11 protein-coding genes and 1 tRNA gene are annotated in these 15,342 nt (G+C 72.7%); 10 read left to right on the top strand and 2 right to left on the bottom strand.

What is annotated here, in order from left to right; all coding sequences use genetic code 11:
• Positions 1-6: 6 nt before the first annotated feature.
• The 3 genes from gltB to pyk all read left to right on the top strand — a co-directional run bounded on the left by gltB (position 7) and on the right by pyk (position 7,676).
• A complete protein-coding gene (gltB, locus tag ACFI33_RS05625) occupies positions 7-4,659 on the top strand; it encodes a glutamate synthase large subunit (RefSeq protein WP_036338633.1) in 4,653 nt (1,550 codons plus the stop codon).
• On the top strand, positions 4,652-6,112 hold the full coding sequence (locus ACFI33_RS05630) for a glutamate synthase subunit beta (protein ID WP_010078754.1): 1,461 nt from the start codon (positions 4,652-4,654) through the stop codon (positions 6,110-6,112). The genes gltB and ACFI33_RS05630 overlap by 8 nt, the downstream gene beginning before the upstream one ends.
• A gap of 76 nt (positions 6,113-6,188) precedes the next feature.
• Entirely contained in the window at positions 6,189-7,676 is a 1,488-nt protein-coding gene (gene pyk, locus ACFI33_RS05635) for a pyruvate kinase (protein WP_036338629.1), read from the top strand.
• Positions 7,677-7,694: 18 nt separating this feature from the next.
• Here the strand turns inward: pyk and ACFI33_RS05640 are convergent, their stop codons facing one another.
• A complete protein-coding gene (locus tag ACFI33_RS05640) occupies positions 7,695-8,291 on the bottom strand; it encodes an ANTAR domain-containing response regulator (protein WP_036338626.1) in 597 nt (198 codons plus the stop codon).
• A gap of 176 nt (positions 8,292-8,467) precedes the next feature.
• On the opposite strand from ACFI33_RS05640, the gene ACFI33_RS05645 reads away from it, so the two are divergent.
• The 7 genes from ACFI33_RS05645 to ACFI33_RS05675 all read left to right on the top strand — a co-directional run bounded on the left by ACFI33_RS05645 (position 8,468) and on the right by ACFI33_RS05675 (position 14,733).
• Positions 8,468-8,549 (top strand) — tRNA-Leu (locus tag ACFI33_RS05645).
• Between the two features lie 70 nt (positions 8,550-8,619).
• Entirely contained in the window at positions 8,620-11,493 is a 2,874-nt protein-coding gene (locus ACFI33_RS05650) for a DUF4040 family protein (RefSeq protein ID WP_036338623.1), read from the top strand.
• Positions 11,490-11,921, top strand: coding sequence for a cation:proton antiporter subunit C (locus tag ACFI33_RS05655; RefSeq protein WP_010078750.1), 432 nt, complete (start codon positions 11,490-11,492; stop codon positions 11,919-11,921). The genes ACFI33_RS05650 and ACFI33_RS05655 overlap by 4 nt, the downstream gene beginning before the upstream one ends.
• Positions 11,918-13,588, top strand: a complete 1,671-nt coding sequence (locus ACFI33_RS05660; RefSeq protein ID WP_010078749.1) for a monovalent cation/H+ antiporter subunit D family protein — start codon at positions 11,918-11,920, stop codon at positions 13,586-13,588. Before ACFI33_RS05655 ends, ACFI33_RS05660 begins: the two co-directional genes overlap by 4 nt.
• Positions 13,589-13,626: 38 nt before the next feature.
• On the top strand, positions 13,627-14,061 hold the full coding sequence (locus ACFI33_RS05665) for a Na+/H+ antiporter subunit E (protein WP_010078748.1): 435 nt from the start codon (positions 13,627-13,629) through the stop codon (positions 14,059-14,061).
• The gene (locus ACFI33_RS05670; protein WP_010078747.1) at positions 14,058-14,342 is read left to right on the top strand and encodes a monovalent cation/H+ antiporter complex subunit F; all 285 of its coding nucleotides are present in this window, start codon (positions 14,058-14,060) and stop codon (positions 14,340-14,342) included. Before ACFI33_RS05665 ends, ACFI33_RS05670 begins: the two co-directional genes overlap by 4 nt.
• A 13-nt stretch (positions 14,343-14,355) precedes the next feature.
• Complete coding sequence (locus ACFI33_RS05675) at positions 14,356-14,733, top strand: cation:proton antiporter (RefSeq protein ID WP_010078746.1); 378 nt, start codon at positions 14,356-14,358, stop codon at positions 14,731-14,733.
• 31 nt (positions 14,734-14,764) lie between these two features.
• Here ACFI33_RS05675 and ACFI33_RS05680 read toward each other — a convergent pair whose 3' ends face one another.
• A complete protein-coding gene (locus tag ACFI33_RS05680; protein WP_010078745.1) occupies positions 14,765-15,283 on the bottom strand; it encodes a PaaI family thioesterase in 519 nt (172 codons plus the stop codon).
• Positions 15,284-15,342 lie beyond the last annotated feature (59 nt).

Below are 15,342 nucleotides of genomic sequence, written 5' to 3' on the forward strand. Positions count from 1 at the left end.
GGCACCATGCCCGTGGCATCCTCGCCCGCCTCGGCCCCCCGCGCGGGGGGACCGGTGGATCCCTTCGTCCGCTATGCGGACGTCCCCGCCGCCCAGGGCCTCTACGACCCGTCCCGGGAGACCGAGAACTGCGGCCTCGCCGTCATCGCCACCCTGCGGGGCACCCCGGGCCACGACATCGTCCAGCACGCGCTGACCGCCCTGCGCGCGCTCGAGCACCGCGGGGCGGTGGGCGCCGACGAGGGCACCGGCGACGGCGCCGGCCTGCTGACCCAGATCCCCGACGAGCTGTTCCGTGCCGTCGTCGACGCCGAGCTGCCCCCCGTGGGCGAGTACGTCGCCGGCACCGCCTTCCTGCCGCCCGTCGACGGCGAGCGCGCCGAGGCGAAGGAGGCCGTCGAGCGGCTGGCCGAGGAGGAGGGGCTGCAGGTCCTGGCGTGGCGCGAGGTGCCCACCGACCCCTCGGCCCTGGGCGTCGGCTCCCGGGCGGCCATGCCCGCGTTCGAGCAGCTGTTCCTGTCCCTGGCGGACGGTCAGGACGGCACCGAGCCGGGGCAGTCGCTGGACGTGCGGGCGTGGCGGGTGCGCCGCCGCGCCCAGTCCCGCGCCGGCGTCTATTTCCCCTCGCTCTCGTCCCAGACGATCGTCTACAAGGGCATGCTGACGACGGCCCAGCTGGAGCCGTTCTACCCGGACCTCTCCGACGAGCGGTTCACCACCCGGCTGGGCGTGGTCCACTCGCGGTTCTCCACCAACACGTTCCCCTCGTGGCCGCTGGCCCAGCCGTTCCGCACCATCGCGCACAACGGCGAGATCAACACGGTCAAGGGCAACCGCAACTGGATGCGCGCCCGTCAGGGCCAGCTCAAGCACCCGATGCTCGGCGAGGTCCCCGAGGACCTGTTCCCGCTGATCAGCCCCATCGGCTCGGACTCGGCCTCCTTCGACGAGGTCGCGGAGCTGCTCATGCTCTCCGGGCGCCCGCTCACCCAGGCGATCATGATGATTATCCCGGAGGCGTGGGAGAACCACGCGACCATGGACCCGGCCCGCCGCGCCTTCTACCAGTACCACTCCATGCTCATGGAGCCCTGGGACGGACCGGCCGCCGTCGCCTTCTCCGACGGCACCCAGGTGGGCGCCGTGCTGGACCGCAACGGCCTGCGCCCCGCCCGCTGGTGGGTCACCGACGACGGCCTCGTCGTCCTGGCCTCCGAGGTCGGCGTCGTGCCGATCGAGCCCTCGGCGGTGGTGCGCAAGGGGCGCGTGGCCCCGGGGCGCATGTTCCTCGTGGACACCGAGCAGGGCCGGATCATCGGCGACGACGAGATCAAGGCCGAGGTCGCCTCCGCCCAGCCGTGGGAGGACTGGGTGCGCCAGAACCTCCTGGACCTGGAGTCGCTCCCCGAGCGCGAGCACGTCCGCCACACCTCCGAGTCGATCCTGCAGCGTCAGCGCATCTTCGGGTACACCTCGGAGGAGCTGCGCATCCTCGTCGGGCCGATGGCCCAGACGGGCGCCGAGCCGCTCGGTGCGATGGGCACGGACACGCCCATCGCCGTCCTCGCCAAGCGGCCCCGGCTGCTCTTCGACTACTTCGTGCAGTCCTTCGCCCAGGTGACGAACCCGCCGCTCGACGCGATCCGCGAGGAGCAGGTGACCTCGATGCGCACCGCGATCGGCCCGCAGGGCAACGTGCTCTCCCTCGAGCAGGTGCGCACCCGCCAGGTCGACGTCCCGTTCCCCGTGATCGACAACGACCAGCTGGCCCGCATCCAGCACCTGCGCGACGCCGACGGCACCCGCCTGACCCTCAAGGTGAACGGCGTGTACCGGGTGGCCGGAGGCGTCGAGGAGCTCCGCGCCCAGCTGAAGGCGATCTGCGAGCAGGTCTCGGCCGCCGTCAACCGCGGCGTGGAGTACGTGGTGCTGTCCGACCGCGGCGCCACCGCCCAGTGGGCGCCGATCCCGTCCCTGCTGCTGACCTCCGCCGTGCACCACCACCTGCTGGCCTCGGCCAACCGCACCAAGAGCTCGCTGATCGTCGAGGCGGGCGACGTGCGCGAGGTCCACCATGTGGCCGTCCTGCTCGGCTACGGGGCCTCCGCGGTCAACCCGTACCTGGCCATGGAGTCCGCCGAGGAGCTCGTGCGCACGGGGGAGGTCTCGGGCGTCACCGCCGAGCAGGCCGTGGCGAACCTGATCAAGGCGCTCGGCAAGGGCGTCCAGAAGATCATGTCCAAAATGGGCATCTCCACGGTCGCCTCCTACACCGGCGCCCAGACGTTCGAGGCGCTCGGCCTGTCCCGGCGCTTCGTGGACCGCTACTTCGTGGGCACCACGAGCCCGCTCGACGGCGTGGGCATCGACGTCGTCGCCGCCGAGATCCAGGCGCGCCACGAGTTCGCGTATCCGCCGGACGGCAACGACATCAACCCGTACCGCGAGCTCGAGGTGGGCGGCGAGTACCAGTGGCGGCGCGAGGGCGCGCCGCACCTGTTCAACCCCGAGACCGTGTTCCGCCTCCAGCACTCCACGCGGGAGCGGCGCTACGACGTCTTCAAGGACTACACGCGTCGCGTGGACGACCAGGCGGAGGAGCTCATGACCCTGCGCGGGCTCATGCGCCTGCGTACGGGCGAGCGGCCGCCGGTGCCCGTCTCCGAGGTGGAGCCCGTCGAGTCGATCGTGCGCCGCTTCTCCACCGGCGCGATGTCCTACGGCTCCATCTCGCAGGAGGCGCACGAGACCCTCGCGATCGCCATGAACCGCCTCGGCGCCCGCTCGAACTCGGGCGAGGGCGGCGAGGACCCCGAGCGCCTGCTGGACCCGGAGCGCCGCTCGAAGATCAAGCAGATCGCCTCGGGCCGGTTCGGCGTCACCAGCCTGTACCTGGCCACCGCGACCGACCTGCAGATCAAGATGGCCCAGGGCGCCAAACCCGGCGAGGGCGGCCAGCTGATGGGGACCAAGGTGTACCCGTGGGTCGCCCGCACGCGGCACTCGACCCCGGGCGTCTCCCTGGTGTCGCCGCCGCCGCACCACGACATCTACTCGATCGAGGACCTGGCGCAGCTGATCCACGACCTCAAGCGGGCCAACCCGACCGCGCGGGTCCACGTCAAGCTCGTCTCCGAGTCCGGCGTGGGCACGGTGGCCGCGGGCGTCGCCAAGGCGCGCGCCGACGTCGTGCTCATCTCCGGCCACGACGGCGGAACGGGCGCCTCCCCGCTGAACTCCCTCAAGCACGCGGGCACCCCGTGGGAGATCGGCCTGGCCGAGGCGCAGCAGACGCTCATGCTCAACGGCCTGCGCGAGCGCGTCACCGTCCAGGTGGACGGGCAGCTCAAGACCGGCCGGGACGTCGTGATCGCCGCACTGCTCGGGGCCGAGGAGTTCGGCTTCGCGACCGCCCCGCTCGTGGTCTCCGGCTGCATCATGATGCGCGTGTGCCACCTGGACACGTGCCCCGTGGGCGTGGCCACCCAGAACCCCGAGCTGCGCGCGCGCTTCACGGGCAAGCCCGAGTTCGTCGTCAACTTCTTCGAGTTCATCGCGCAGGAGGTCCGCGAGCTGCTCTCGCAGCTGGGCTTCCGCACGCTCGACGAGGCGATCGGCCACCGCGAGCTGCTCGACGTGGACGCGGCCCTGCACCACTGGAAGTCCGAGGGCCTGGACCTCTCGGGCATCCTCGCGGACCCCTCCGTCGGCCGGCGTCCGGGCCACGAGGACGCGCCCATGCGCCGCACCACCGAGCAGGACCACGACCTCGCCTCCCACATCGACCACCGGTTCATCGCCCGGCTGGGGGACACGCTCACGACGGGCACGCCCGTCGTGATGGACGAGGCCGTCGTGAACACGGACCGGTCCGTGGGCACGCTGCTGGGCTACCACGTCACGAGCACGCGGCTCGCCGACGAGCTGGACGACGACACGATCACCGTGCGCCTGACGGGCGAGGCCGGCCAGTCCCTCGGCGCCTTCCTGCCCGCCGGCGTCACCCTGCGGCTCTCGGGCGACGCCAACGACTACGTCGGCAAGGGCCTGTCGGGGGGACGCGTGATCGTCCGCCCCGACGCCGAGGCCCCGTTCGTGGCCGAGGAGAACACCGTGGCCGGCAACGTGATCGGCTACGGCGCCACCTCGGGCCAGCTGTTCCTGCGCGGCCGCGTGGGGGAGCGGTTCCTCGTGCGCAACTCCGGCGCCACCGCGGTGGCCGAGGGCATCGGCGACCACGGCCTGGAGTACATGACCGGCGGTGAGGCGCTGATCCTCGGCGAGACCGGCCGCAACCTCGCCGCCGGCATGTCCGGCGGGCGGGCCTGGGTGCTGGACCTGGACCGGGAGGACCTGAACCCACTCGCCGTCCGCGAGGACGCCCTGATCCTCGAGGCGCCGTCCGCGCAGGACCGGCTGCGGATCGCCGAGCTGCTGGAGCTGCACCGCGCGGAGACGGGCTCCGCCGTCGCCGCCGCGCTGCTCGCCGACCTGCGGGCCGGCGGGGACGCCGCCGACGCCGCGTGGGACCGCTTCACGACCGTCCTGCCCCGGCAGTACGACCTCGTGCTGCGCACCCGTCAGGCCGCGACGGCCGAGGGACTCGACCCGGACGGGGAGGCCGTCTGGGACCGACTGCTGGAGGTGACCCGTGGCTGATCCGCGCGGATTCCTGAAGAACCGGGAGCGCGTCGAGCGCCCCACGCGTCCAGTGCCGGTGCGCATCATGGACTTCAAGGACGTGTACGTCCGCCAGGACGAGGCGATCGTGCGCACCCAGGCCGGCCGGTGCATGGACTGCGGCATCCCGTTCTGCCACTCCGGGTGCCCGCTGGGCAACCTCATCCCGGAGTGGAACGACCTGGTCCGGCGGGGACGCTGGGACGAGGCCGCCGCGCGACTGCACTCGACCAACAACTTCCCCGAGGTCACCGGGCGGATCTGCCCCGCCCCGTGCGAGGACTCCTGCACCCTGGGCATCAACCAGCCCGCGGTCACCATCAAGCAGACCGAGGTGGCGATCGCGGAGCAGATCTTCGACAACGACTGGCTCGAGCCGGTCGTGCCGGCCCGCCTGAACGGCCACACCGTGGCCGTCGTCGGCTCGGGCCCGGCGGGACTGGCCGCGGCGCAGCAGCTCACCCGCGCCGGCTTCACCGTGGTGGTCTACGAGCGCGACGAGCGCCTCGGCGGCCTGCTGCGGCTGGGCATCCCGGACTTCAAGCTGGAGAAGGACGTCCTGGACCGGCGCCTGGCGCAGATGGAGGCCGAGGGCACCCGGTTCCGCACCGGCGTGGAGATCGGCGTCGACCTGCCCTGGGACCAGCTCAAGGCCCGCTTCGACGCCGTGATCGTGGCGACCGGCGCCCCCGTGGCCCGCGAGCTGCCCGTCCCCGGCCGCGGCCTCGACGGGATCCACCTCGCCATGGACTACCTCGTGCAGTCCAACCGCGCGGTCGCCGGCGACGAGGTCCCGGACCAGATCTCCGCCGAGGGGCGCCACGTGGTGATCCTCGGCGGCGGCGACACTGGCGCGGACTGCATCGGCACCGCGCACCGCCAGGGGGCGGCGTCCGTGACGACGCTGGCGATCGGCCAGCAGCTGCCGGTCGAGCGCCCCGTCCACCAGCCGTGGCCCACGATCCCCAAGGTCCACCAGCAGACCACGGCCGACGCCGAGGGCGGCGCCCGCGCGCACCTTGCCTCCACGGTCGAGTTCCTCGGCGACGAGCACGGCCGCGTGCGCGCCCTGCGCGTGGCGGAGACCGAGTACCGCGAGGACGGCACGCGCGGGCCCAAGGCGGGCACCGAGCGCGAGGTCCAGGCGGACCTGGTGCTGCTGGCGCTGGGCTTCACCGGCATCGAGGAGGGGCTGCTCACGCAGCAGCTCGGCGTGCACGTGACACGCGGGCTCGTGGCCCGGAAGGACGGGTACGAGACCGACGAGCCGGGCGTGTTCGCGTGCGGCGACGCCGGGCGCGGCGCCTCCCTGGTGGTCTGGGCCATCGCCGAGGGGCGTGCGTGCGCGCAGGAGGTCGACGAGTCGCTCGAGCGCTGGTCCCGACTGCCGCACCCCGTGGACCCGGACGACCGCGGCCTCGTCCTCGGCTGAGTCCTCCGTCTCATCTTCCGACGCCACGCGGGCCCGCCCTCCACCGAGGGCGGGCCCGCCCCCTATCGTGGGTCGCATGCGACACGCCAAGATCATCGCCACCTTCGGGCCCGCCACCGACTCCGACGAGACCACCCGCTCGATCATCCGGGCGGGGGCGGACGTGGTCCGCCTCAACATGAGCCACGGGGACCACGAGGTGCACGCGGCCTCCTTCGAGCGGGTGCGCCGGCTCAGCGTGGAGGAGCGGCGCCCGGTCGCGATCTTCGCGGACCTCCAGGGCCCCAAGATCCGCCTCGGCCGCTTCACCGACGGCCCGCATCTGCTCGAGAGGGGCGATCGGATCACCATCACCACCCGGGACGTGCCCGGGACCCGCGAGCTGGTCGGCACCACCCACAAGGGGCTGCCCGGGGACGTCGCCCCCGGTGACGTGCTCCTGGTGGACGACGGCAAGGTGCGCCTGCGCGCCGTCGAGGTCACGGACACGGACGTGCTGGCCGAGGTCGAGGTGCCGGGCATGGTCTCGGACAACAAGGGGATCAACCTGCCCGGCGTGGCGGTGAACGTGCCCGCCCTGTCCGAGAAGGACGAGCGCGACCTGCGCTGGGCGCTGCGCACCGGCGTGGACATGGTGGCGCTGTCCTTCGTGCGGGACGCCGCGGACGTGGACCGGGTGCACGAGATCATGGACGAGGAGGAGCGCCGGGTCCCGGTCATCGCCAAGATCGAGAAGCCCCAGGCGGTGGAGAACCTCGAGGCCATCGTGGACGCGTTCGACGCCATCATGGTGGCCCGCGGCGACCTCGGTGTGGAGCTGCCGCTCGAGGACGTGCCCGTGGTGCAGAAGCGTGCGGTGGACCTCGCCCGCCGGTGGGCGAAGCCGGTCATCGTGGCCACCCAGGTGCTCGAGTCGATGATCGACAGCCCGCGCCCGACGCGCGCCGAGGCCTCGGACTGCGCCAACGCCGTGCTCGACGGCGCGGACGCCGTCATGCTCTCGGGCGAGACCTCAGTGGGCGCGTATCCAGTCGAGACGGTCCAGACGATGGCCCGGATCATCGAGTCCACCGAGACCCACGGCCTCGAACTCATCCACCCGCTCGGCTCGCGTCCCCGCACGCGCGGCGGCGCGATCACCCGGGCCGCCGTCGAGGTCGCGAACCAGCTCGAGATCCCGTTCCTCGCCACGTTCACCGAGTCCGGCGACTCGGCCCGTCGGCTCAGCCGCCTGCGGCCGCGTCAGCCGATCTACGCGTTCACCCACCACGAGCACACGCACAACATCCTGTGCCTGACGTGGGGCGTCTACCCGAAGATGGTCCCGTTCCAGGACTCCACGGACAAGATGACCCTCCAGGTCGAGCAGTCGCTCACGTCGGAGGGCATCGCCGAGCACGGCGACCTCGTGGTGATCGCCGCCGGGTCCCCTCCCGGGGCCGTGGGCTCCACGAACACGCTGCGTGTGCACCGCGTGGGCGACGACGCCGCGGGCGGCTCGTCCGCCGCCTCGCCGCAGACGCGCGAGCCGGTCGGCTTCTGGCCGGCCCGCTCCCCGCTCTGACGAGCGCGCGGGCGCCGCTCAGCCGACCTGGTCGATGACGGCCTGCGCGACCTCCCGCATGGCTAGGCGCCGGTCCATGGAGGTCTTCTGGATCCAGCGGAAGGACTCGGCCTCGGTCAGGCGCATCCGCTCCTGGAGCAGCGCCTTGGCCCGGTCCACGATCTTGCGGGTCTCCAGGCGGTCGCCCAGGTCCCGCACCTCGGCCTCGAGGCTGCGCAGCTCGTCGAAGCGGGCCACGGCCAGTTCGATGGCGGGGACCAGGTCGGCCTCGGTGAAGGGCTTGACCACGTAGGCCATGGCCCCGGCGGTCCGGGCGCGCTCCACCAGCTCGCGCTGGCTGAAGGCGGTCAGCATGACCACGGGGGCGAGCCGTTCCCCGGCGATCTCGCCCGCAGCCGCGATGCCGTCCATCACGGGCATCTTCACGTCCATCACCACGATGTCCGGGCGGTGCTCGCGCACGGCCTCGACGGCGGCGCGGCCGTCGCCGGCCTCGGCGACCACCCGGTAGCCCGCCCCGGTGAGCACCTCCACCAGGTCGAGGCGGATGAGGGTCTCGTCCTCGGCGACGACGGCCCGCAGGCCGGTCTCCTCGGGAGGCGTCAGCGTGGACACGGCAGCTCCTTCGCGCGGGCCGGGACGGCGTCGGTGCGGCGCCGCTGGTGGTCCACCAGGCTACCGTGCGCGATGAGTGCGGCGCGGGCGCGGCGGCGGTGACCCCCCGCCGGAAGGCCGGGGACGCCGGGTCGGGGCGCTGATAGGGTGATCGAGTCCCGCCTCCGGGCGGCACTGCCCGAATGGTGGAATCGGTAGACACGCCGCACTCAAAATGCGGTGCCGAGAGGCGTGTGGGTTCGAGTCCCACTTCGGGCACCGTCGGCGCGCGGCCACCCGCCGTGGGCGCCGTGTCCGTGACCGATCGACCCGAGATGAGTGGTGTCCTGTGCTCCTGACCAGCCTCCTGCTGACCCTCCTCTCGGTGGTGGCGGCCGTCCCGGCCTCCCGGGCGCTGGGCAGGGACGCGGGCTGGGTCCTGGCCGCACCCCTGCTGGCCGCGGCCGGCGTGCTGATCGCGGCGTGGACGGGCGACGTCCGGACGGAGCACCATCCGTGGATCCCCGCGGTCGGGGTGGACCTCGACCTCCGGCTGAACGGCCTGGCCCTGGTGTTCGCCATGATCGTCCTCGTCATCGGCGCCGCGATCCTCGCCTACTCCAGCCGGTACCTCAGTCGGGACCGCACGGAGAGCCGACCCGGCTCCTTCTACCTGCTGATGACCGCGTTCGCGGCGTCGATGCTGCTGCTGGTGCTCGCCGACAACATCGTGGTCCTCTTCGTCGCGTGGGAGTTCACCTCCTTCACCTCCTTCTTCCTCATCGGGCGCTCGGGGGACCATGCCCGCGACCCCGCGATCCGGACCCTGCTCGTGACCGTGGGCGGCGGCCTCGCGCTGCTGGCCGCCGTCGCCCTCATGGCCGTGCGGACCGGCACTGCCTCGCTGTCCGGGGTGTTGGCCTCGGACGTGTGGTCCGAGGCGGGCTTCACCACCACGGTCGCCGTCCTGCTGGCGGTGGCCGCGTTCACCAAGTCCGCCCAGTTCCCGTTCCAGGCGTGGCTGCCGGACTCCATGGTGGCCATCTCCCCGGTCTCCGCCTACCTGCACGCCGCGGCGATGGTCAAGGCCGGCATCTTCCTGCTGCTGGTGTTCAGCCCGGTCCTGGCCGGGAACCCGGTGTGGTCCGCGCTGTTGATCGGCTCGGGCCTCATCACGGCCCTGCTGGGCGCCGTCTCCGCGATCCGTCGCCACGACCTCAAGGGTCTGCTGGCCTACTCCACGATGAGCCAGTTGGGCCTGCTGGTGACCGCCATCGGCATCGGCACCCCCGTCGCGCTTACCGCGGCGATCGTGCACACCGTGGCGCACGCGCTGTTCAAGTCGGCGCTGTTCATGCTGATCGGCGTGGTCGACCACGAGGCCGGCACCCGCGACCTGCGAGAGCTCGCGGCCCGCCACGTGCGCATGCCGGTCACCGGCACGGCGATCGCCGTCGCCGCCCTGTCGATGGCGGGCATCCCGCCGCTGTTCGGCTTCATCTCCAAGGAGGGCCTGGTCGAGGCCGCTCTCGGGACCCCCGGTCCCGCATGGCTCCCCGTCCTCGTCACCGCCGGCATCGCCCTGACCTCCGTGTTCACCGTGGCCTACTCCGGCCGTCTCGTGCTCGGCGCCCTGGGCCTCTGGGGTCCAAGCCCGGACGGGGCCGCCCATTCGTGGCCGACCGGCCGGGAGGACGAGGTCCACGAGGCTTCTGCCACCTTCTGGGGCGTGCCCGTGCTGGCCGCGGCCGCGGGCGTGGCCCTGGGCCTGCTGCCCGGTGTGCTGGACACCCCCGTCTCCTACGCGGCCGAGGCCGCCTCCGGCGCGGAGGTGCACGCGCACCTGGCGCTGTGGCACGGCGTGAACACGGCCCTGCTCGTCTCCGCCGCCATCATCGTGCTCGGTCTGCTGCTGGTGGCCTTGCGCCGCCCGGTGGAGCGCGTGGCCTCCCACGCCGCCCTGCCGTTCTCCGCCCTGGATGCGGTGGACGAGGTTCGGCACCGGCTGATCGGCGTCGGCGCGGTCGTCTCGCGCGCCTCCGGCACCCTGGCTCCCCGCCCCCACCTCCTCATCCCCGCCCTGGTCCTGGGGCTCCTCGCCGTGGCCGGTGTCGCCACGATCGAGGATTTGCCTGCCGTCGTCGGCCAGCCCTCGCGCTGGCACGACTGGGTGCTGGTCGTCCTGGTGGGTGCCGGCGTGATCGCCACCATCCGCGCCAAGACGCGCATCGCCGCCATGGTGGTGGTCGGCGTCGTAGGGTTCGGCATGACCCTGTGGTTCCTCACCCTCGGCGCCGTGGACGTGGCCCTGACCCAGCTGATGGTCGAGGTGCTCACGGTGTGCGTCATGGTGCTGCTGCTGCGCCGCCTGCCCGCCCGCTTCAGCGACGAGCCGACCCCGCGCAGGATGCAGGCGGTCCTCGCCGCCTCCGTCGCCGGCGTCGCCGCGACCCTGGGCGTGCTCGCGTTCACCGGCCGCTCCAGCATGTCGGAGATCGCCCACTTCTACCTGACCCAGAGCTATGCCCAGGCTGGGGGGACCAACGTGGTGAACGTGATCCTCGTGGACTTCCGCGCCGTGGACACGTGGGGCGAGATGACCGTGCTCGGGGCGACGGCGCTGACCATCGCGGCCCTGTTGCTCAACCGTCGGCCGACGCCTCCACAGCCCTCCGCCGTGGACATGCGCTCCCCACTCGCCCACGTGCGCGAGAACCTCGTCCACATCCGGGTGTTCGGCCGTGTCTTCGGCGTGCTGATCATCCTGCTGTCCGCGTTCCTGCTGCTGCGCGGGCACTACGAGCCCGGCGGCGGCTTCATCGCCGCACTGGTCGCCGGTGCCGGCTACGCCCTGCTCTACCTGGCCGCCGACTCGGACACGGCCCCGGAGTTGCGGTGGCCGTACCTGGCCTTCATCGGCTCGGGCATCGCCGTCGGCACCGCGACGGGGATCGTCGGTTACCTCACCGGCAAGGGCTTCCTCGGAGCCGCGGGAGTGAAGGTCCTGGACTACGGGCTCTCCACCACGCTCGCGTTCGACATGGGCGTGTACCTGGCCGTGATCGGCCTGATCGTGGCCGCGTTCTCCCTGCTCGGCCCCGAGCGGCCGGGTGAGGACCCGCTCCGCGCCTCGAGCCGTGACCCCGGCGTCGCGCCGGCGGCCCCGTCCTCCGATCCCTCGGCCCCGACCACCACGACTGCACGAGAGGAGGTCACCCGATGACCGTCGCCCTTACCGTGGGACTTCTGACCTTCGGCGCGTTCTACCTGTTCTCCAAGCGCGAGCTGCTGCGCGTGATCCTCGGCATGGTCCTGCTGGGCCACGCCGCCAACCTGGCCATCATCGCCGCGGGCGGCACCGACCGCCGCGGGCTGCCCTTCGCGGGGACCTCAGACGTCGAGGTGCAGGCCGATGCCCTGCCGCAGGCCTTCGTCCTGACCGCTATCGTGATCGCCTTCGCGATCACCGTGCTGCTGCTCGCGCTGGCCGTCACCGGGCGCGCGGACGACGCGGTGGCCTCGCCGGGGGAGACCCGCGACTCCCTGGAGCAGGCCGCCGCCGACGCACGCTTCCCGCGCGAGGAGCGGCACGCCGCGGCCGGCCGGATCGCGCAGCACTACGCCGGCCAGGGCCCGGAGGTGCGTCGATGAGCGCCGTCCCGCTGGGCCAGCTGCTGCCCCTCTTCGCCGCCGTCCCGCTGCTGTCCGCCGGTCTGCTCGTGCTGGCGGGGGAGCGTCCCCGCCTCCACCGGGCAGTCCTGTTCGCGGTGCTCGGACTCGTCACCACCGGCGGGCTGGCCCTGGGCGTCCACGCCCTCGACGGGTCCGTGCTCGCCACCTCGCTGGGCGGCTGGCCCGGGGGCATCGGGATCGGCTTCGCAGCGGACATGCTGTCCGCCCTGATGCTCGTGCTCACGAGCGCCCTCACGATCGTGGGCGCGGCGTTCGCCTACGGCTCCCGCGTCGCTAACTCCCAGTTCTTCGCCCCGCTGCTCCTGATCCTCATCGGCGGAGTCAACGGCGCCCTGCTGACGGCGGACCTGTTCAACCTGTTCGTGTTCATCGAGGTCATGTTGGTGCCCAGCTACGGCCTCTACGTCCTCTCCGCCAACCGCCGTGAGCCCCTGCGCCGAGTGGACGGGGCGCGGCTGTACGTCACCCTCAACCTGCTAACCTCCACGATCCTCCTGGTCGGCGTCGGCTTCGTCTACGGGCTGACCGGCTCGGTGAACCTCGCGATGCTCGCCGGGTCCGCCGCGGCGGACCCACGCATCGCGATCGCCGCGGGCATGGTGCTGTTCGCACTGTCCATCAAGGCCTCGGTGGCCCCGCTGCACGGCTGGCTGGCCTGGGCGTACTCCTCGACCTCCCCGGCGGTGACGGCCCTCTTCGCCGCCCTGCACACCAAGGTCGCCGTGTACGGGCTCTACCGGATCTACTCCGTCATGTACGACGGCGATGCGCGTCTGCTGCCGCTCATCCTGGTCCTGTCCCTCGCCACCCTCGTGGTGGGTGCGCTCGCCTCGGTCGGTGAGCACGGTGTGCGCGCCGTGTTGTCGTGGCAGATGGTGAGCGGCATCGGCGGCATCCTCGTCGGACTCGGGCTCTCCACGCGCCTGGGTCTCGCGGCGGGCCTGTTCTACCTCGTGCACCACATGGTGGCGATGGGCTGCCTCCTGATGGCCGCCGGCGCGATCGAGGTGCGCTACGGCACCGGCCGTCTCGCGGACCTGCAGGGCCTGGCCCGGCGCGAGCCGCTGATCGCCGTCGCCTTCTTCGTGGGCCTGCTCTCCCTGGTCGGCATCCCGCCCTTCTCCGGGTTCGTGGGCAAGCTCATGCTCGTCAGCGCCGGCCTGGACGCCGGCCGCGGTGTCACCGCTGCGCTGGTGCTGGGCGCCTCCCTGGTGAGCCTGTGGGCTCTGCTGCGGGTGTGGGACGCCTGGTTCTGGGGCGCTCCGACGGCCCCACACGGGCACCGCGAGCGCCTGGCCACCGCGGCCATGCCCATCGTGGGCCGGGCGGGCTCCGTGCCGTCGCCCTCCGGCCGCGGCTCGAGCACCGACCACGAGCGCACCGAGTCGTGGGCCTCGCAGGAGACCCTCGATCCGCCCACGGGCGTGCTGCCGGTGACCGTGGATCCGGACGAGGACGTCACGCGCTCCCGCATCCCAGGCCGGCTGGCCGCCCCCGCCGTCGTCCTAGCTATGGCCACCCTCGCCCTCGGGCTCGGCGGTCAGGCCCTGTGGACCGTCACCGACCTCGCGGCTCAGGGCCTGATGGACCCCAGCAGGTACATCGAGGCGGTGCTCAACCCATGAGCACCGCACTCCCGCAGCCTCCGGAAGGAGACGCCCCCATGCACACCGTCGCCCCCGCCGACGGGACCGTCGACCTGGCGCCCGGCACGGCCTCCGCCGTGTCCTGGCCTTGGCGGTGGCTCGTGTTCTGGTGCTGGTACGCGTGGGCCCTGGTGACCTCTTCGAAGGCGGTCATCAAGGACCTCGTCACCCCCGGCGTCCAGGCGCGCTCGGGCATCGCCCGCGTGCGCAGCAACTGCCGCACGGACGCCGAGGTCACCCTGCTCTCGGCGCTGATCACCCTGACGCCCGGCACGTTGACGCTGGGCACCCGGCGTGCCGGCGCCGTCGGTGACGAGGACGGTGACCCGGACGCGCGGCGCCTGCTCTACGTGCACGGCCTGTACGCTGACGACGCCGACGCCCTCCGCGCGGAGATCCACGACATGGAGGCGCGCATGCTCCACGCGATGCGGAAGACGGGGGTGGCATGATGCCCTTCGCCTACGACTGGTCCCTGGTGGGGATCGACCTGGCCATCGCGCTGCTGACCGTGTCGGCGCTCGTGTCCGCGTACCGGATCGTGGTGGGCCCGCTCGACGCGGACCGCGCGGTCTCGGGCGACCTGCTCACGTTCAGCGTGCTCGGGATGCTCGTGCTGTTCGGCGTCCGGGCGGACAACCCGTGGACGTTCGACTTGGTCCTGATCGCCGCGGTCGTGGCCTTCCTGTCCGGCATGTCCCTGGCCCGCGCGCTCACGCGCGGCAAGCGTTGAGGAGGTCGCACCCGTGGACGTCGTCCTGACCGCCGCCGGCTCCGTGCTCGTGGTGATCGGAGCCCTTGCGTTCGTCACCGCGGGACTCGGTCTGATCCGGTTCCCCGACCCTTACACCCGCGTCTCCGCCGTGGGCACCGCCGGCGGCGTCGGGATGATCCTGATCGTGGTGGGCGCCCTGCTACTGGCCCCGGGGGTGGCCGCGTTCGTGAAGGTGGCCCTGATCGTGGTGCTGCAGCTGGGCTCGGCCTCGGTGGCCACCATGGCCCTGGGCCGCTCGGCCTACCTCACTGGGGTGCCCATGAATCCGGGGCACTACGACGAGCTCGCCGAGGATACCCCCGGCCGCGAGGGTGGCCGAGCGGCCCCGCGCCTTCCGGACATGGACTGAGGCACGGGCCGGCCCGCCCGGGCGGCGTGCCTCAGCGCGCGTCGAGGAGCATGTTCGTCATGCGCACGGTCGAGAGCCGCCGGCCCTGCTCGTCCGTCATCACCACCTCATGGGTGACGAGGGTGCCGCCCAGGTGGACGGCGGTCGCGGTGCCGGTCACGAGGCCCGAGCGGACGGCCCGGTGGTGCGTGGCGCTGATCTCGACCCCGACGACGTTGCGGTCCGGCCCGGCGTGGATCTTCGCGGCCATCGAGCCCAGGGACTCGGCGAGGACGAGGTGGGCGCCGCCGTGCAGCAGCCCGACGGGCTGCTCGTTGCCTGCCACGGGCAGGGTGGCGACGGCGCGCTCGGCCGTGAGCTCGAGGAAGCGCAGGCCCATCTTCTGGGCCAGGGGGCTGATCGCCGCGCCGCCGAGCGCGGCGACGAGCTCGGGCGTCAGACCGGCCTCGGCGCAGGCCGCCGCCAGCTCGGCGGGGCTCAGCTCGGGGGTGACGCCGGGGCGGTACACGCGGTCGGAGGCGGCGGGGGTGGTCGCGGTGTGCTCACTCATGAGCACTAGGCTGGCACACGCGACCGGTGCGCCCCGCGCCGCGCGCCGAGAGGAGACGT

The sequence above is a fragment of the Micrococcus sp. PSi08 genome (genome assembly GCF_054960655.1).